This is a genomic window from Oryzibacillus soli, from assembly GCF_051594765.1.
GTDB lineage: Bacteria > Bacillota > Bacilli > Paenibacillales > NBRC-103111 > Paenibacillus_AR.
Map to the genome: position 1 here is coordinate 228,852 of NZ_JBPPGJ010000005.1, position 17,265 is coordinate 246,116.

At 57.5% G+C, this 17,265-nt stretch carries 18 protein-coding genes and 2 pseudogenes; 18 read left to right on the plus strand and 2 right to left on the minus strand.

Annotated features, from left to right (window positions below):
- Positions 1-5: 5 nt before the first annotated feature.
- The 5 genes from hfq to ACSEXW_RS08770 all read left to right on the plus strand — a co-directional run bounded on the left by hfq (position 6) and on the right by ACSEXW_RS08770 (position 5,107).
- Positions 6-242, plus strand: coding sequence for an RNA chaperone Hfq (gene hfq / locus ACSEXW_RS08750; protein ID WP_438445748.1), 237 nt, complete (start codon positions 6-8; stop codon positions 240-242).
- A 112-nt stretch (positions 243-354) separates the two neighbouring features.
- Complete coding sequence (locus ACSEXW_RS08755; protein WP_438445749.1) at positions 355-2,907, plus strand: transglycosylase domain-containing protein; 2,553 nt, start codon at positions 355-357, stop codon at positions 2,905-2,907.
- A gap of 102 nt (positions 2,908-3,009) precedes the next feature.
- Positions 3,010-3,756, plus strand: coding sequence for a peptidylprolyl isomerase (locus ACSEXW_RS08760; protein WP_438445750.1), 747 nt, complete (start codon positions 3,010-3,012; stop codon positions 3,754-3,756).
- Positions 3,757-3,802: 46 nt separating this feature from the next.
- Complete coding sequence (locus ACSEXW_RS08765) at positions 3,803-4,339, plus strand: ribonuclease FAU-1 family protein (protein ID WP_438445751.1); 537 nt, start codon at positions 3,803-3,805, stop codon at positions 4,337-4,339.
- 84 nt (positions 4,340-4,423) lie between these two features.
- Positions 4,424-5,107, plus strand: coding sequence for an alpha/beta hydrolase (locus ACSEXW_RS08770; protein WP_438445752.1), 684 nt, complete (start codon positions 4,424-4,426; stop codon positions 5,105-5,107).
- 61 nt (positions 5,108-5,168) lie between these two features.
- On the opposite strand, the gene ACSEXW_RS08775 is transcribed toward ACSEXW_RS08770, so the two are convergent.
- Positions 5,169-6,041, minus strand: coding sequence for an SDR family oxidoreductase (locus tag ACSEXW_RS08775; protein WP_438445753.1), 873 nt, complete (start codon positions 6,039-6,041; stop codon positions 5,169-5,171).
- A gap of 154 nt (positions 6,042-6,195) precedes the next feature.
- Between ACSEXW_RS08775 and ACSEXW_RS08780 the strand changes: the two are divergent.
- The 9 genes and pseudogenes from ACSEXW_RS08780 to glnA all read left to right on the plus strand — a co-directional run.
- A pseudogene (locus ACSEXW_RS08780) lies at positions 6,196-6,765 on the plus strand (AAA family ATPase); the annotation flags it as partial.
- Positions 6,766-6,901: 136 nt separating this feature from the next.
- On the plus strand, positions 6,902-7,102 hold the full coding sequence (locus ACSEXW_RS08785) for a cold-shock protein (protein WP_438445754.1): 201 nt from the start codon (positions 6,902-6,904) through the stop codon (positions 7,100-7,102).
- A 197-nt stretch (positions 7,103-7,299) separates the two neighbouring features.
- Positions 7,300-7,464, plus strand: a complete 165-nt coding sequence (locus ACSEXW_RS08790) for a hypothetical protein (protein WP_438445755.1) — start codon at positions 7,300-7,302, stop codon at positions 7,462-7,464.
- A complete protein-coding gene (locus tag ACSEXW_RS08795) occupies positions 7,461-9,044 on the plus strand; it encodes a recombinase family protein (RefSeq protein ID WP_438445756.1) in 1,584 nt (527 codons plus the stop codon). The genes ACSEXW_RS08790 and ACSEXW_RS08795 overlap by 4 nt, the downstream gene beginning before the upstream one ends.
- Positions 9,019-9,441: pseudogene (locus ACSEXW_RS08800) on the plus strand (AAA family ATPase); the annotation flags it as partial. The gene ACSEXW_RS08795 and the pseudogene ACSEXW_RS08800, both read left to right, overlap by 26 nt.
- Positions 9,442-9,481: 40 nt before the next feature.
- Complete coding sequence (gene hflX, locus ACSEXW_RS08805; RefSeq protein ID WP_438445757.1) at positions 9,482-10,807, plus strand: GTPase HflX; 1,326 nt, start codon at positions 9,482-9,484, stop codon at positions 10,805-10,807.
- Positions 10,804-12,060: a methionine gamma-lyase family protein gene (locus ACSEXW_RS08810; RefSeq protein WP_438445758.1), complete on the plus strand. Its 1,257-nt coding sequence runs from the start codon at positions 10,804-10,806 to the stop codon at positions 12,058-12,060. The genes hflX and ACSEXW_RS08810 overlap by 4 nt, the downstream gene beginning before the upstream one ends.
- Positions 12,061-12,222: 162 nt before the next feature.
- Positions 12,223-12,627 (plus strand): MerR family transcriptional regulator, encoded by a 405-nt coding sequence (locus ACSEXW_RS08815; protein WP_438445759.1) that lies wholly within the window; start codon positions 12,223-12,225, stop codon positions 12,625-12,627.
- A gap of 143 nt (positions 12,628-12,770) precedes the next feature.
- Positions 12,771-14,105: a type I glutamate--ammonia ligase gene (glnA, locus tag ACSEXW_RS08820; protein WP_438445760.1), complete on the plus strand. Its 1,335-nt coding sequence runs from the start codon at positions 12,771-12,773 to the stop codon at positions 14,103-14,105.
- 139 nt (positions 14,106-14,244) lie between these two features.
- Here glnA and lexA read toward each other — a convergent pair whose 3' ends face one another.
- Positions 14,245-14,865, minus strand: a complete 621-nt coding sequence (gene lexA, locus ACSEXW_RS08825) for a transcriptional repressor LexA (protein ID WP_438445761.1) — start codon at positions 14,863-14,865, stop codon at positions 14,245-14,247.
- Positions 14,866-15,100: 235 nt separating this feature from the next.
- Between lexA and ACSEXW_RS08830 the strand changes: the two genes are divergently transcribed.
- The 4 genes from ACSEXW_RS08830 (at position 15,101) to ACSEXW_RS08845 (ending at position 17,175) form a co-directional block, all read left to right on the plus strand.
- Positions 15,101-15,403 carry a LysM peptidoglycan-binding domain-containing protein gene (locus ACSEXW_RS08830; RefSeq protein ID WP_438445762.1) on the plus strand — a complete coding sequence of 101 codons (303 nt, stop codon included), beginning with the start codon at positions 15,101-15,103 and terminating at the stop codon, positions 15,401-15,403.
- Positions 15,404-15,602: 199 nt separating this feature from the next.
- Entirely contained in the window at positions 15,603-15,779 is a 177-nt protein-coding gene (locus tag ACSEXW_RS08835; protein ID WP_438445763.1) for a DUF896 domain-containing protein, read from the plus strand.
- 57 nt (positions 15,780-15,836) lie between these two features.
- Positions 15,837-16,352, plus strand: coding sequence for a hypothetical protein (locus tag ACSEXW_RS08840; protein WP_438445764.1), 516 nt, complete (start codon positions 15,837-15,839; stop codon positions 16,350-16,352).
- Positions 16,353-16,377: 25 nt separating this feature from the next.
- Positions 16,378-17,175: an HAD family hydrolase gene (locus ACSEXW_RS08845; RefSeq protein ID WP_438445765.1), complete on the plus strand. Its 798-nt coding sequence runs from the start codon at positions 16,378-16,380 to the stop codon at positions 17,173-17,175.
- Positions 17,176-17,265: the final 90 nt, after the last annotated feature.

The following is a 17,265-nucleotide window of genomic DNA, read 5'->3' on the forward strand; positions in this document are numbered from 1 at the left end:
CACTCATGAACAAGTCCATCAACATTCAAGACAATTTCCTTAACCAGCTCCGCAAAGAAAACATCCCGGTCACCGTATATTTGACCAATGGCTTCCAAATCCGCGGAATCATCAAAGCGTTCGATAATTTTACGATCATCGTGGACAGCGAAGGCAAGCAGCAGATGATTTACAAGCATGCGATCTCCACGTTTACCCCGCTCCGCGCCGTATCCTTTAACGTGGATCCCAATGCAGACTAAGGTTCTTGGATTTCATTCCGAAACCTTTTGAAACGATATGGCGTCTAATTCAATAGCTCCTGCGAGAACAACCCGTTCGTAGGGTTGTTCTTTTTTTATGATTTGAGAGGGGATGACAGGATTGGCCAAGGATCAAGCAGTCAAGCCGAAGAAGCCGAGAAAGAAAAGCCGGTTTACCTTCGGCAAGCTCATGATCGCAATGGGAATCACTGCGGCATTAGCCATCGTTTGCGCACTTATCGGGTATATGGTCATTATCTATAACGGGGAAAAGATCTTCTCAGAGAACGAAGACAAGCTGATCATGACGGATGCCTCCCGGATCTATGACGCCAACGACAACGTGATCGCCACTCTGGCGACCGAGAACCGGGAGCTGGTGGAGCCGGGGACGATCCCGGACCTGGTGCAAAAAGCATTTATCGCCACAGAGGACCGCCGTTTCAACGAGCATGGCGGCGTGGACCTGTGGGCCATCGGCCGGGCGCTGGTCAAGGATATCGTCGCCCGAAGCGCCGTCGAGGGCGGCAGCACCATTACACAGCAGCTGGCGAAGAACATGTTCCTGAACTCGGACAAAACCTTCTTCCGCAAGGGCACGGAAATGTCCATCGCCCTGGCGCTGGAGAATCATCGGACGAAGGATGAGATCCTGACCTTGTATCTGAACCGGATCTTCTTCGGCAGCCGGGCCTACGGCATCAAGGCGGCCTCCAAGGTGTACTTCGGCAAGTCGGATCTCAAGCAGCTGACCCTGGACGAGATTGCGACGCTGGCCGCCATCCCGAAGGCGCCTTCCACTTATAATCCGATCAAGAATCCGGAGAAGTCCAAGGAGCGCCGCAACGTGGTGCTGAAGCTCATGTACGACCAGGGCTACATCACGGAGGAGCAGAAGAATGCAGCCCAGGCCAAGGATTATACGCCTCAACCTGCCAAGGGCAAGGATTATCAGGCATTCACCGATTATGTGCTGGATGAGGCAGAGGAGCTCTACAAGCTGGATGAGGATAAGATCATGCGCGGCGGCTACAAAATCTATACGACCATGGTGGCGGACGCCCAGAAGACCGTGGAGACGGCCTTCGACAATCCGAAGCTGTTCCAGAAGGACGGACCGGAGCAGAAGATGCAGGGCAGCATGGTCATCGTCAACAACAAGGACGGCGGCATCGTCGCCATGTCGGGCGGCCGCGATTACGTGAACAAGGGACTGAACCGAGCGACCGCCACCCGGCAGCCGGGCTCCGCCTTCAAGCCGCTCATCGTGTACGCGCCCGCCATCGAGAAGGGGCCGTATAATCCGTACACCATGCTGAAGGATGAAGAAACCACGTATGACGGCGGGTACTCCCCGCGCAACTACGATGGGGTCTACAAGGGTGAGATCAGCATGCTCGAGGCGGTGCGCAAGTCCGCCAACGCCCCTGCCGTATGGCTGTTGAATCAGATCAAGGTCTCGTATGCCACCGGCTTCGTCAAGAATATGGGCATCACACTGGACAAAGGGGACGCCAACCTGGCTATCGCCTTGGGCGGCCTGACCAAGGGCGTGTCCCCGCTGCAGATGGCTCAGGCCTACAGCGCCTTCCCGAACAACGGGATGATGCCCAAAGCCCACGCCATCCGGATAATCGAGGACGGCGAAGGGAACCGGACCACGGCGAAGTCCGATCGTACCAAGGTCATGAGTCCGAAGACCGCGTATTACATGACGGAGCTGCTCAAGGGCGTGGTGGACGGCGGAACCGGAACGGCGGCCAGGATGAACCGGCCCGTCGCCGGCAAGACGGGTACGACCCAGCTGGATCTGAAGGGACTCGAGAAGAACAACCGCGACGTCTGGTTCGTCGGCTACACGCCGGAATGGTCCGCCGCCGTCTGGATGGGCTTCGACAAGACGGACGCGAAGCATTATGTCCTCCCGGCCAGCGGTTCTTATCCGGCCGCCATGTTCAAGGAGGTCATGAGCAAGGCCATGGCCAAGATGCCGGTTACGTCCTTCACGAAGCCGGAAGGCGTGGCGGATCTGAAGGAGCCGCCTAAGACGGTTACCAACCTGACGGCCGAATACGTGAAGGAAAGCAAGAAGGTGGTCCTGAAGTGGACCAGCGACGCCGGCAGCGATCTGGGGACTTACCAGATCTTCCGCAAGGAAGCCAAGGAGACGGAAGCCCAGCAGCTGGCCGAGTCCAAGGAAGGCCTCTTCGAGGACCGGGCCATCGTTCCTGGTGCCAGCTATGAGTATTACGTCACGCCGTTTAATCCGCAGTCCGGCGAGATCGGGACCAAGTCCAATTCCGTGACGGTGGCCGTTCCTGCGGCGGAGGGCGCCAGCCCGTCGCCTGGCGTGTCGGGCTCCCCGGGAGCCTCGCCGGGCTCCAGCCCGAAGCCGGGCGAGAGCGTCAAGCCCGGCAACGGCAGCCCGGCGAAGCCCGGAGCCTCCGGGGCACCCGGGGCCGCCAGCCCGACGCCGACACCGTCGGCCAGCGGTTCGCCGAAGGCGTCCCCTAGTCCGGCCGGCTCCAATCCGCCGGCGTCCCCGGGCCAGCCTTCGCCGTCATCGGCGCCTGCCGCTGGAGGGGAAGGCGGCGCCTCCAAACCCGCCGGCCAAGTATCCGTCGGCGGTCTGACTCCGGCCGGAGGAGACTCCGCCAACCGATAGTGCTCTAGCTCTTCCAGGCAGCCATCCGGGCTGCCTTTTTTTCTTGGCCGGATGTATGGTATAATTTTGTAAGAATTCAGTCCATATCAGGGGGGACAGGCCTTGACACATCAGCCAACCTGGTTCAAGCTCGCAGGAATCGCCGCCATCTCGGCGGTTATGCTGGCTACCAGCGCCTGCGGCGCCAAGAACCAATCGGGCGGTTCCGCTCCGGCTTCCACTGCTCCGGCTTCCAGCTCACCGAAAGCATCGTCCGCCGCATCGGCTCCTGCCGCGGCATCGCCGACCGCATCGGCATCGCCTGCGGCCGGCACGGCGAAGAGATGGTCACAACCGCCGGCCATGCAGATTGACGTAAAAAAATCATACAAGGCGGAGGTTAAGACCAGCAAGGGCAGCTTCACCATCGAGCTGTTCGCGAAGGATGCGCCGAAGGCCGTCAACAACTTCGTTTTCCTGGCGAGGGAGAAGTTTTACGACGGCATTATTTTCCACCGGATCATTGAGACGTTCATGATCCAGACGGGGGATCCCAAGGGCAACGGCACCGGAGGCCCCGGCTACAAGTTCGACCACGAGCCCACACAGTACAAGTACGACAAGGGGATCGTAGCTTACGCCAATTCAGGCCCCAATACGAACGGCAGCCAGTTCTTTATTGTGACGGGGGAGGTTGCCAGCAATCTGAACAGAGAGCCGAACTATACGGTATTCGGCAAGGTGATCGAGGGCATGGATACCGTAGAGAAGATTGCCAAGACCCCGGTTAAGGTGAACCCGGTTAATAATGCAAAGGAAACGCCGACGGAGAAGGTGACCATCGATTCGATTCAGATCGTGGAGAAGTGAGCCTGGCTTGGCCGTTAGACGACTATGACCGAAGGGAACAACGCCTGTGAAACGTAAATATTCTGACCGGGCTAACTGGAGACGTGTCACGGACAAGAAATTTCAGGTGAAGACGGTAAATGACCCAGGCTTCCAAGGGTACGTGGTGCTCTATCAGATCAAGCAGGTCCGGGATCCATTGTGGAAGGAATACGAGGGGATCCGTTACTGCGTGGCCGATGCAGGCTATGAGTGGCTCCAGCATTTCCCGAAGGGCGCCCATTACGTCATGACCACCATGTATGACGACAAGGGACAGGTGGTCCAATATTACATCGACATCTGCAAGGTCCAGGGTGTGACGGACCGGGGGGTGCCTTGGTTTGACGATCTGTATCTGGACGTGGTGATTCTTCCGAGCGGGAAGCTGTATCTCTTGGATGCCGAAGAGCTGGAGGATGCGCTGAAGCGGGGGCTCATTACCAAGGAAGACTTCGATATGGCATGGGAAGTGGCCAATATGCTGATGGAGGCTTACCGAGGGAACGACTTCCCGCTCTTGGATATGACGGGGCGGCATCTCAGTATGTTCAAGCCCATGTAAGTGGAACCGGTTAGTCAGTAATGGAAGAGCCGTCGGGTCTATTGGCCGGACGGCTTTTTGAATGATTCTGATGGAGGTGGGCGTATGACGGATGGGACGAAGGGCAGAGCGTGTCTCCTCTTGCATGGCTTCACTGGAGGTCCCTACGAGGTGTCTCCGTTGGCGGACGCTTTGGTCCAGGCGGGCTGGATCTGCCGGACACCGGAGCTTCCGGGACATGGGAATGCTGAGCCCCCTATGACTCAGGTCAGCAGCTTGGATTGGCTCCAGGCCGTTCACGAGGAGGCAGAGGAGATGCAGCGGACCTATGGCTCCTTCGATCTGGTGGGCTTCTCCATGGGCGGGATGCTTGCGGTACACCTCGCCGCCCGATACAGAGTCCGGAGGCTGGCCCTGCTGGGCGCCGCGGCCATCTATATGAGCCCCCGTCATTTCGTTAGGGAATGGTGGGTGAGAAGACGGGACGGCGACCCCCTCGTGAAGCATAAGATCACCCAGACGCCCCTGCGTGCCGCCTGGGAGTTCACGAAGGTGATCCGGGCCGTCCGCCCTGATCTGGGGAAGGTTACCGTTCCGACCCTCATTCTTCAAGGGCTTCAGGATCCGATCGTCCACCCGTGGAGCGCCGCGTATCTGGTGAAGCGGATTGCCGGAGAGACCCGGGTGGAATGGTTCCAGCAGTCCAAGCACCTGCTGTGCCTGGGACCGGAGGCGGATCAGGTCTTTCGGTCAGTGCTGCATTTTTTCGGAGAAGAAGAACACTTCTAACGCATAACAACGTCCCCCATCATCCGGTCCAGGATGAATGGGGGACGTTTTCGTTGTACACTCAGCTGTTCACGATCGTGCCGCCGTTCACATGCAGAATCTGGCCGGCCATATAGGAGGAATCGCCGCTGGCCAAGAAGACGTAGGCCGGGGCCAGCTCCTCGGGCTGACCCGCCCGCTTCATCGGCGTATCCGCGCCGAACTTGGCCACCTGCTGCTCGGTGAAGGTGGAGGGAATGAGCGGAGTCCATATAGGGCCGGGAGCGACACCGTTGACCCGGATGCCTTTTTCAATCAGCTGTTGGGATAAGGACCGGGTGAAGGTGACGATGGCTCCCTTGGTCGAGGAGTAATCGAGAAGCTGGACATTTCCCTCATAAGCTGTGATGGAGGCCGTGTTGATGATGGCGCTGCCCGGCTTCAAGTGGGGAAGGGCGGCCTTCGACAGGTAGAACATGCTGAAGACGTTGGTCCGGAAGGTACGTTCCAGCTGCTCGGCGGTAATGTCCTCCAACGACTTCTGCGGATGCTGCTCGGCGGCGTTGTTCACCAGAATATCCAGCTTGCCGAGCTTCTCCACCGCATACGCGACGAGCTTGCGGCACAGCTCCTCGGAACCGATGTCGCCCGCATAGAGGAAGCACTTCCGTCCCTCCTGCTCCACCTGGCGTTTGGTCTCCTCCGCATCGCCCTGTTCATTCAGGTAGGAGATGACCACGTCTGCTCCTTCCTTAGCGTAATGGACCGCAACGGCTCTTCCGATGCCGCTGTCGCCGCCGGTAATCAGCGCGGCCTTGCCCAATAGCTTCCCGGCCGCTTGGTAGCGGGAGTCCTCGAAGGCGGGACGGGGGATCATCTCCGTCTCGATTCCCGGCTGCTGGTTTTGGTGCTGGGGAGGAAACACGTTTTTTTTCTCTTGTGTGGCGGTGGACATAAGCTTCATGCGCTCCTTTCGGTTCTTGGGATCGTCTCCCCATCAGTGTTTCGCAGGAGGGGACGGATTATCAGCCGGAGGCATGACATGAAATCGGGTCTTGGACGAATAGAATAGGATATCGTGCGAATCCATGAAAGACGAGGTGACAGGAATGAGTGTACGCAGCATGCCGGGCGATGCCCTCCAGAATGCCAGGGCCTCCCGTCAAATCAGCGTGGTGCTCCGTAAGGAGGAGACCGCGGCACAGCCCGTGGAGAGCGGCATTCCTTTCGGGAATAAGATGCTGGACCCGGCGACTCCCTATGCGGAAATCTTCAGGGAGCTCCATCAGATGATCGGGCTGGACAATGTGAAGGAATTGGTATACGAGATCTACGCCATGCTGCAAATCGGGCAATTCCGTGCGGAGGCGGGGCTTGTTTCCAACGCCCATGTGTATCACATGGTCTTCAAGGGGAATCCCGGCACCGGCAAGACGACGGTGGCCCGTCTGGTCGCCAAGCTCTTCCAGGAGATGGGCATCCTGTCCAAGGGACACCTGATTGAGGTGGAACGGGCAGACTTGGTTGGGGAATATATCGGCCATACGGCGCTGAAGACCCGGGAGCTGGTGAAAAAGGCGCTGGGCGGCATCCTGTTCATTGACGAGGCTTACAGTCTCGCGCGCGGAGGGGAGAAGGACTTCGGCAAGGAAGCCATCGATACGTTGGTCAAAGCCATCGCACGACTTTTCAGACCATCGAACGCCGGTCAAAAATGATGCTCATAAATTTCTTTGCGGGATACATATTTTTTTATTTTTCGGTCGATACTATCAAAGCATGCGATATTTTTATTAATGGAGGTTTGGTTTCAGGATGCCAACAGGAACAGTAAAATGGTTTAACGCGGAAAAAGGTTACGGGTTTATCACTTCCGACGACGGCGGTGACGTGTTCGTCCACTACAGTGCCATTACCGGCGAGGGCTTCAAGTCCCTGGACGAAGGGCAAAAGGTGTCCTTCAGCGTGGTTCAAGGCAACCGCGGTCCGCAAGCCGAGAATGTAGAAAAGCTGTAAGCCCGAGAGTTCGGCGGGATCAATCCGTTTGAGCTGGAAACCGACACGTCCGATGCAAGCCGGCTTGCATACGGACGTGTTTTTTTGTTTCCAATATTTCCGTTCCCTTTTGCGGCCCGTTTCGGTACAATGAAACGCGGAGGAGTTGTAGGACAATCCGTGGAAGGAATATACATGTGCCGAAGAGGTGATGCTCTTTGGCGCGCAAAGGAAAAGGCAAGGCGGATATCCAGACCATATGGGTGTACCGGAAGCCCGAAGCGGCATCCGGTCAGGAGGAAGGCGTACTATCGTCCCTGAGTGATGAAACGGTCTGGCGGCGTCTGGCGGAGCTTCTGCTCCGGGGCGGAAGAACGGGATGAGCGGCTACAAGAGAAGAGCAGGCATCTATGTCAGGGTGTCCACCGAGGAGCAGGCGGAGAAGGGCTACAGCCTGGAAGGCCAACTGGCTTCCTGCCGACAGAAGGCGCTGGAGCTCGGATATGTCCCGGAGGAATGCGCCGTCTTCACGGATGACGTCTCGGGTACGCGTACGGACCGGCCCGGACTGAATGCTCTCCGGGAATGGTGCCGCAGTCCGGGCCGGCCCGAAGCGGTGGTCGTCTATGACCCCGACCGTCTGGCCCGCAAGCTGTCGCTGCAGCTGATGCTGACGGATGAATGGCTGAAGCGCGGCATCCGGCTGGAATTCGTGAACTTCGAATGGAGCAACACCGCCGAAGGACGCATGTTCTATCAGCTCCGGGGCATGTTCGCAGAATTCGAGCGGGAGAAGATCCGGGAGAGAACCATTCGGGGGAAGCTGACGAAGCTTCAGACAACGGGCAAGCTAAGCGTAGATCCACGGCTGTTCGGATTCCGGTTCGATACGGAGCGCGATGTACTGGTCGTGGAGCCGGGGCAGGCTCAGGTGGTGATGCGGATCTTCCGAATGGCGGCCGGCGGGCTATCCGGAGAGGAGATTGCCCGGACGCTGGCCCGTGAAGGCGTCCCGGCGCCGAGGGGCAGCCGATGGTTCGGCTCCACCGTTACCCGTATTCTGCATAACCGGAGCTACTTAGGCGAATACAAAGCCTATAAGACAGATTATCATCAAGGCTATAAGCGCAAGCGTCCCGAATCGGAGCAATACAGCCTCCCCATCGAACCGCTGGTGGAGGAGGAGCTGTTCCAGGAAGCGCAAAGGACCCTGCTTCGCAGCCGAACCCGCACGGGACGGCCGGCCAAGCGGGAGGTGCTGCTCGCCGGCCTGGCCAAGTGTCCGTGCGGCCGGTCCATGGTTGCGGGAGGCGCGTCCTCCGGAAGGCCTTATTCTTACTATATTTGCACCTCGAAGCTGAAGTCCTCTTATGATGCGGGGAATGGAGGCGCGAAGGCTCCCGATTGCTCGAACGGCTATTGGAACACTTCGGTTACGGACGGCTTGGTCTGGCGGGAAATCGTTCGTTTCCTGTTGGTGAACCGATCCTCATGGGCCGGTTACCTGCAGGAGGAAAGTTGGGCGGCGCCGGGACCGGACCCTCTCCGGGCGGAGCAGAAGGCGGCGGAGGCGGCGGGGAAGCTGCGCAAGCTGCTGGAGCTATACTTGTCGGACGGGATCAGCCGGGAGCTGTATGACGAGCGCCGGCAGCTGCTGGAGCAGGAGGAAGCAAGATGGCGGCAGCAGGCGGAGGAGGAAGCCGCCGTGGCGTATCGGTCCATCGAGAGCCTCGAACATTTGCAGGGCGGCTTGTACGGCTCCGGAGAGGAGGCCGCCGGCATACTGGCGGAGCTGCCTTTTGAGGTAAAGCTTGATATCGTGCGTCTCTTGTTGGAGCATGTGGTCTTGGATGGGGGAGAGACCGCAGCGGAGGGCCGGACCGATACCGGAGCCCGTAAGGTCGGACTGATCTTTCGATTGTCTGAAAAGCCATCCGATGGTCAAAGCCATGGAGGATCATAAAAATCAGTTCGTCCTGATTCTGGCAGGGTACCAAGAGGAGATGGAGTTCTTCCTTCGGACCAATCCCGGCCTGCCCTCCCGGTTTCCCATCCAGGTGGATTTCCCCGATTATTCGGTCGACCAACTGATTCAGATCGCTGAGCTCATGGTGAAGGAGCGCCAGTATGTTCTGATGCCCCAGGCCGAGATGAAGCTCCGCCAGCATCTGGTCCAGGAGAAGCTCCGGATGGAGGATGGCTTCAGCAATGCGCGCTATGTCCGCAACACCATCGAGAAGGCCATGCGCTACCAAGCGGTACGGCTGCTGCAGCATTCGCCCATTCCGCCATCCAAGACCGAGCTCATGACGATTCGTCCCGAGGATCTGAAGTGGGAGAAGAAAAGCACCAACCTCTAATATATATTTCAATGTCCCCTATAAGGAGCTGAAGCAATAGATGAAGCCTACGTCCCACAATAATGACAGCCGGACGGTTGAACAAGCGGTTCTGGTCAGTCTGGTTCTGAAGGAACGGAACTTCCGCGAGGATCTGGCGGAGTATTCCCTGCAGGAGCTGGTCAGCCTGGCCGAGACGGCCGGTGTGAAGGTGCTGGAGACCATGCGGCAGAGCCGGGATACGGTGGATCCCAAATGGTTCATCGGCAAGGGCAAGGTCGAGGAGCTGAAGGAACGGCTGCAAGCGCTGGGCGCCAATACCGCCATCTTCGACCAGGAGCTGTCCGGCATCCAGGTCCGGAACCTGGAGGAGGCGCTGGATGTGAAGATCATCGACCGGACCCAGCTGATCCTGGACATCTTCGCCGGCCGTGCGAAGACGAGAGAGGGCATACTCCAGGTGGAGCTGGCCCAGCACAGCTATCTTCTGCCGCGGCTCTCCGGCCACGGCAAGAATTTGTCACGGCTTGGCGGCGGCATCGGCACAAGGGGTCCCGGCGAGACCAAGCTGGAGACCGACCGCCGGCATATCCGCAACCGGATCAGCGATCTGAAACGGCAGCTGGAGGAAGTGGTCCGGCATCGGAAGCTGCACCGGGAGCGCCGCCGCAAGTCCGGGGTATTCCAGGTAGCGCTGGTGGGCTACACGAACGCGGGCAAGTCCACGCTGCTCCGGCAGCTGACCTCTGCAGACGTCTATGTGGAGAACCAATTGTTCGCCACCTTGGACCCGACCTCCCGGACCTTGGAGCTGCCCAATGGCAAGGAGATCGTCCTGACGGATACGGTCGGCTTCATTCAGAACCTGCCCCACGATCTGATCGCAGCGTTCCGGGCGACGCTGGAGGAGGCCAATGAGGCGGATCTGATCCTGCATGTAGTGGACAGCTCCATCGAGATGCGCGATGAGCAGATGAAGGTGGTTCATCAGGTTCTGGAGGAGCTGGGCGCCCACGGCAAGGAGATGGTGACGGTCTTCAACAAGATCGACCTGTTGCCGCCGGAGGAGCGGGACCTGCTGACGGCGGAAAGCGGGGACTCCATTAAGGTTTCGGCCTATAGTGAGGCCGATATGGAGCGTCTCAAGCTGCTGCTGCAGGAAAAGATGGCGGGCGGCGTCAAGCGCTTCCGCATTCCGGCCGCCCAAGGAGACAAGATTTCCTTGGCTTACCGGTTGGGGACCGTGGTCGAAACGGATATGGACGGCGAGGATATGGTGCTGTCCGTCGACGTGAATGCCCAGGATTTCGAGAAGTACGGATTTATGCTGGCCGACCATCTGGTGGCCGGTGGAGAGACAGCAAAGGGAGAGCATATCGAGGGATGAACTTTTCAGAGAAAATCTTGAAGGTGGCGGCGCAGGCCGAATCCACCGTTCAGAGCAAGCACCGCGAGATCGACGCGTTGATCGATCACAACCAGTGGAAGGTCATCGCGGCCTTCCAGAAGCATCAGGTCAGCGATTTCCACTTCTCCTGCTCCACCGGCTACGGGTATAACGACCGCGGCCGGGAGGTGCTGGATCTGGTGTATGCGGACGTATTCGGCGCCGAAGCGGCGCTGGTACGTCCCCATTTCGTGTCGGGCACCCATACGATCGGCACCGCCCTATTCGGCGTACTGCGTCCGGGGGATGAGCTGGTCTATATCACCGGCAGGCCATACGATACCCTTCACAAGGTCATCGGCAAGCCGGGGGATGGAACAGGCTCCCTGCAGGATTTTGGTATCCGGTACGGAGAGGTAGCGCTGCTGCCGGACGGTTCTCCGGATTGGGAGGGGATCCGCGCCCGACTGAGCGGACGAACGAAGATGGTAGGCATCCAGCGCTCCAGGGGCTATGACTGGCGTCCATCTTTCACAGTTGATCAGATCGGGGAAATGGTCCGGTTCGTGAAGAGTCTGTACCCGGATATCCTGGTGTTCGTGGATAACTGCTACGGGGAATTCACCGAGCGGTCCGAACCGACGGAGGCCGGAGTGGATCTCATGGCGGGTTCCCTGATTAAGAATCCGGGCGGAGGCGTAGCTCCCACCGGCGGTTACATAGCAGGCCGGGCGGAGCTCGTGGAGCAGGCGGCCTTCCGTCTCACTGCACCGGGAATCGGAGGAGAGGTCGGGGCCATGCTGGGCACGACAAGGGCTATGTACCAAGGGCTCTTCCTGTCTCCCCATATGACGGGACAGGCTCTCAAGGGCAGCGTATTCGCCGCCGCGGTATTCGAGGAGCTGGGCTTCGAGTCCCATCCCCGCTGGCCGGATTCGAGGACGGATCTGATCCAGGCCATCCGCTTCACAGGGGCTGAGCACCTCATCGCGTTCGTGCAGGGGATCCAGAAGGCTTCCGCCGTCGATGCTCACGTCGTGCCCGAGCCTTGGGACATGCCCGGCTATGAGCACCCGGTCATCATGGCCGCCGGAACCTTCATTCAGGGCGGCAGCCTGGAGCTGTCGGCGGATGCGCCGATCCGGGAGCCCTACATCGCCTATATGCAGGGCGGACTGACTTATTCCCACGCGAAGCTGGGAGTTCTGACGGCGCTGCAGAGCATGGCGGACCGAAGCTTGCTTGCCCTGTAATGCTGATGTTATCTGTATTCGGCATTGTGAATGTGATGTCATTTTGACCAGGCGAATGCCATTATTTATGAAAGAAATCTGTGATTAAACCTAACACAACTTGACAACTTTTTGTGGTAGCGTTACAATTGCCATATAATGTGTCAGTAGGAGTGATAGGGTATGAGTGATGACATTCGCCGCAATATGGCGTTGTTCCCCATCGGGATCGTCATGAAGCTTACGGATTTGACCGCCCGTCAGATCCGTTATTATGAACAACACGAATTGGTCATGCCCGCTCGTACGGGCGGCAACCAGCGCCTATATTCATTCAACGACGTCGAAAGGCTCCTTCAGATCAAGGATCTGATCGAGAAGGGCGTGAATATCGCAGGCATCAAGCAGGTGCTACTGCCTGTGGATCAGACCTCCGAGGAAGCGACCGTCTTGAACGAGCAGACGGAAGTGAAGCGGAAGGAGCTGACTGATTCCCAGCTTCACAAGATGCTGAAGCAGCAGTTGATGACCAAGCGGCCTGGCCAGGTGTCCCTGATCCAAGGCGAGCTGTCACGGTTTTTCCATTAATACCGCCAGGCTCTTGTAGATCAGGGGCCTCTTCCGTGAGGACGGCTTATCCGCCTTCCCAGGGATGACGGCAAGCGGGATGGGACAAGGTATAAGCGGCGATATTATACAGCACCATTTACCATTAGGGAGGAGATCCACCAGTGTACAAAAACTACACCAAAGACGACATTCTTCGTATTGCCAAGGAAGAGAACGTCCGTTTCATCCGCCTGCAATTCACCGACCTGCTGGGCGCGATCAAGAACGTTGAGATTCCGGTTAGCCAGCTTGAGAAGGCCCTTGACAATAAAATGATGTTCGACGGATCGTCCATCGAAGGTTATGTGCGGATCGAAGAGTCCGACATGTACCTCTACCCGGATCTGAGCACTTGGGTGGTCTTCCCCTGGGTTACCGAAGATCGTGTTGCCCGATTGATCTGCGATATTTACTTGCCGGACGGCCGTCCGTTCCCTGGCGATCCCCGCGGTATTCTGAAGAAGATGCTGAAGGAAGCCGAGGCTATGGGCTTCACAGCTATGAATGTCGGTCCGGAGCCGGAATTCTTCCTGTTCAAGACGGATGAGAAGGGCAATCCGACCAATGAGCTGAACGACCAGGGCGGCTACTTCGACCTGGCCCCGATGGACTTGGGGGAGAACTGCCGCCGTGAGATCGTATTAACCCTGGAAGAAATGGGCTTCGAGATCGAAGCCTCCCACCATGAGGTGGCGCCGGGCCAGCATGAGATCGACTTCAAATACACCAACGCCCTGAAGGCTGCAGACTACATCCAGACCTTCAAGCTCGTGGTGAAAACCGTAGCCCGCCAGCATGGTCTTCATGCAACCTTTATGCCGAAGCCGCTGTTCGGCGTGAACGGATCCGGCATGCACTGCCACCAATCCTTGTTCAAGGGTGACAGCAACGCGTTCTACGACGAGAGCGACAAGCTGGGCTTAAGCATCGCTGCCCGCCATTACATGGCCGGCATTCTGAAGCATGCACGCGGCTTCGCCGCCATCACCAACCCGACGGTCAACTCTTACAAGCGTCTGGTACCGGGCTATGAAGCCCCCTGTTACGTGGCTTGGTCCGCCAGCAACCGGAGCCCGATGATCCGGATTCCGGCCTCCCGTGGTCTGAGCACCCGGATCGAAGTCCGTAACCCGGACCCTGCCGCCAATCCGTATCTGGCACTGGCTGTCATGCTGGCTGCCGGTCTGGACGGAATCAAGCACAAGATGAGTCTGCCGGCCCCGACCGACCGGAACATCTATGTGATGACCGAGGAAGAGCGGGAGGAGCAGGGCATTCCGAGCCTGCCGTCCAGCCTGAAGGAAGCGCTCAGTGAGATGATCCGCGACGATGTGATCTGCAACGCGCTGGGTGAGCATGCGCTGGCCTACTTCTACGAGCTGAAGGAAATTGAGTGGGATATGTACCGGACCCAGGTTCATGCTTGGGAACGCGACCAGTACATGACGCAATACTAAGCGTTGTTGTCTTCATGGTTAAGCCCTTCGGCGCCGAGGCGTACGAAGGGCTTTTTTGTTTGGGTTAAGAATGAAGAAACGGCTGGCTCAGAAGTCTCTGAGCCAGCCGTTTCTTCATCATGACGGTAGAAGTGGATGTTTAGTGGATATTGCGGATCAAGCCGATGACCTTGCCGAGTATGGTGACGTTCCGGACCCGGATCGGCTCCATAGCGGAATTCTCCGGCTGGAGGCGGATGTGATCCTTCTCCTTATAGAACCGCTTGACGGTCGCTTCGTCCTCCTCTGTCATGGCGACAACGATCTCGCCATTATGCGCTGTCGGCTGCTGCCGGACGATGACCATGTCTCCGTCGTGAATACCGGCTTCGATCATGCTCTCGCCGACGACATTCAGCATGAATACGGTGTCGTCATGGACCATATCGTTCGGAAGAGGGTAATAGCCCTCGATGTTCTCGGTAGCGGTGATAGGCATGCCTGCCGTTACACGTCCGATCAGAGGCACGCGCGTTATCGAATGGGAGAACATCTCGAGACCGTCCTCTTCGCCGAGAATCTCGATGGCTCTAGGCTTGGTGGGGTCCCGGCGAATCATGCCCTTCTTCTCGAGGCGTTCCAGATGTCCGTGTACGGTGGAGCTGGAGGCGAGTCCGACCGCTTCACCGATCTCGCGGACCGAAGGAGGATAGCCCTTCTCCCGGACCTCGGTCTTAATGAAGTCGAGGATCGCTTGCTGACGGTTGGAAATTTTGCTCATTCTGATCACTCCAGTTTGGTAATAATTATACAAAGTATAACATAGAACCGGAGTTCGTACAAACATAAGTTCGAACGAACAGGTTGCGAACGAACGGTTGAAAGAGGATGCGAACAAACATTCGATTTTGGGTTGACACAAACAAGTGTTCGTGGTATCTTAATACCAGAACAAATGTTTGGGAGTGGTTCAAGTGGTCCATGTGAATAAGACAGTCGTTAAGATGGTAATCTTCATGATGGTGATTATGCTTTCCTTAATGTCAGGTGCTTTGCTGCATGCCTATGCGGGAAGCTCCGATCATCAGACTGCAGCCGCTGTGACCGGCCCTTCCATGACTACGCAAGTCACTTCGCTGTCGGCTAAGATGACCGTTCAAGAAACCGTTGACGTTTGCCCGGGTGACACCCTGTGGGACATAGCATCCTCTCATCTTCCCAAGGGGGAGAACGTTCGTTCTTATATGAACAAGATTAAGAAGGCGAACAATCTGAAGAACACGGATCTGCGCGCCGGACAAATATTAATTCTCCCTTGAGCGGAGACCCAACATCCGACTACAACCCTTCATCATTTATAGATCTGAATAGGGAGTCCAACTGCGCATATACAGCAGCTGGACTCCTTTTGCTTATTCCGGATTCGAATCTCGAGTGCTGATCTTGACAACCACGCGGCGGTAATGGCAAAGTAGTAAAGAAGTGGAGCCATGTACGGGCAGCAGGAGGTGCAGAGAAATGGAAGAGCTTGTGAAACGGATCAATGAGCTGGCTCGCAAGGCAAAAACGGTCGGATTGACCGAAGATGAGCTGGATGAACGCAACGAGCTTCGCCGCAAATACATCGAGTTGTTCCGCGCCTCCATGCGGGATCAGCTGGACCATATCAAGTTTGTCGAAGACGAGGAGAAGTAACCGCTCCGCGCGGTTGTTCGAGACGTCTATCCTACCTAGGCTGAAGGAGCAAATGCCGTGTCGCGCAAATGGGAACGCATGGTGCGTAAGAATCAGAAGACCGTCAATCATGGGCGGGTCAAACGGGGGTTAGGTTCCCTGCCGCAAGTGAGCAGGGGGGCGGAAACCGTCATTAAGGGACGGAGCTGGATGCTGGCTTCGGTGCTGGCGATCTTCGCCATCTTATATTTCATCTTGACGTACCAGACGGAATCGAAGACCAGTATGTACTGGATCACGGGCTTCAGCTACATCGCCTTGGCGGTGCTGTATTATTTGGTCCGCAGACCGGTCATTAAGATCTCCCGTCAATACGTCACGGTCCGCCGGTTCACCGGGGACAAGCTCCTGGAGCCTAAGGATATCGAGGGGCTGGTGCTCAACCCCGGCCATGTGGTCATTCAATTGAAGGGCAAGCAGAAGAAGCTGATCTACACCAAGCTGCAGCACCGTTTTCCGATGGAGGAGCTGAATGCACGGCTGAGAGAGTTCGCTCAACAGCATAAGCTTGATTATAGAGACGAAACCCGTTAACAACCATGGAGAGAGGGGAACCATTGTGGCCTTAAAAGCGGTACTGTTTGATTTGGACGATACGTTGCTCTGGGATGAGCGTAGTGTGGAGGAGGCCTTCCTTGCCACTTGTCTTGCGGCACAGAACAAGTATCCGGAGATCGATCCGGCTGCGCTGGAAGCATCCGTCCGCAAGGAAGCCCGTGCGCTGTACGAATCGTACGAGACTTTCCCGTTCACCAAGATGATCGGCATCAATCCGTTCGAAGCGTTCTGGGCCCACTTCTCCGAGGGGGAGCATGAGATGTTCCGCAAGCTGGAGAAGCAATCCCCGGGTTACCGCATCGAAGCTTGGACACGCGGCCTGGCCGGAATCGGAATCGGAGATGCAGAGCTCGGCAAGCAGTTGGCGGAGCTGTTCCCGGCAGAACGCCGCAAGCGCCCTTTGACTTACGAACAGACGTTCCGTGTGCTGGACGAGCTCAAAGGGAAGGTCAAGCTGTTGCTTTTGACCAATGGTGCCCCGGATCTGCAGAAGGAGAAGCTGGCGGGTGTGCCCGCTCTGGAGGGCTATTTCGATTACATCGTCATATCCGGCAACTTCGGGGAAGGCAAGCCCGCTCCGTCCATCTTCCGGCATGCGGTGGAGCTCTTGGGCATCGAGCCTTCGGAAGGTCTTATGGTAGGGGATAAGCTGACGACGGATATTCTCGGTTCCAATGGAATCGGCATGCCGAACGTATGGATCAACCATCACGGGGTGAAGCGGTCCGATGAGATCGTTCCCGTCTATGAAGTGTCCGATCTGGATGGCCTTATGGAGATCATCCGGACCAAGCTATAATGGATTTGGAGCCGAGCGCCGCTGCCCGTTAGGGAGCGGCGTTCTCTTTTGCCGCAGATGATCGGGGACGGAAATAATTCCTATTTTTCG

Bases quoted from the DNA above. Each gene is read 5' to 3' on its own strand.
- hfq (WP_438445748.1), top strand. From the start codon at position 6: ATGAACAAGTCCATCAACATTCAAGACAATTTCCTTAACCAGCTCCGC.
- ACSEXW_RS08755 (WP_438445749.1), top strand. From the start codon at position 355: ATGACAGGATTGGCCAAGGATCAAGCAGTCAAGCCGAAGAAGCCGAGA.
- ACSEXW_RS08770 (WP_438445752.1), top strand. From the start codon at position 4,424: ATGACGGATGGGACGAAGGGCAGAGCGTGTCTCCTCTTGCATGGCTTC.
- ACSEXW_RS08775 (WP_438445753.1), bottom strand. From the start codon at position 6,041: ATGTCCACCGCCACACAAGAGAAAAAAAACGTGTTTCCTCCCCAGCAC.
- ACSEXW_RS08785 (WP_438445754.1), top strand. From the start codon at position 6,902: ATGCCAACAGGAACAGTAAAATGGTTTAACGCGGAAAAAGGTTACGGG.
- ACSEXW_RS08795 (WP_438445756.1), top strand. From the start codon at position 7,461: ATGAGCGGCTACAAGAGAAGAGCAGGCATCTATGTCAGGGTGTCCACC.
- hflX (WP_438445757.1), top strand. From the start codon at position 9,482: ATGAAGCCTACGTCCCACAATAATGACAGCCGGACGGTTGAACAAGCG.
- ACSEXW_RS08810 (WP_438445758.1), top strand. From the start codon at position 10,804: ATGAACTTTTCAGAGAAAATCTTGAAGGTGGCGGCGCAGGCCGAATCC.
- ACSEXW_RS08815 (WP_438445759.1), top strand. From the start codon at position 12,223: ATGAGTGATGACATTCGCCGCAATATGGCGTTGTTCCCCATCGGGATC.
- lexA (WP_438445761.1), bottom strand. From the start codon at position 14,865: ATGAGCAAAATTTCCAACCGTCAGCAAGCGATCCTCGACTTCATTAAG.
- ACSEXW_RS08830 (WP_438445762.1), top strand. From the start codon at position 15,101: ATGATGGTGATTATGCTTTCCTTAATGTCAGGTGCTTTGCTGCATGCC.
- ACSEXW_RS08835 (WP_438445763.1), top strand. From the start codon at position 15,603: ATGGAAGAGCTTGTGAAACGGATCAATGAGCTGGCTCGCAAGGCAAAA.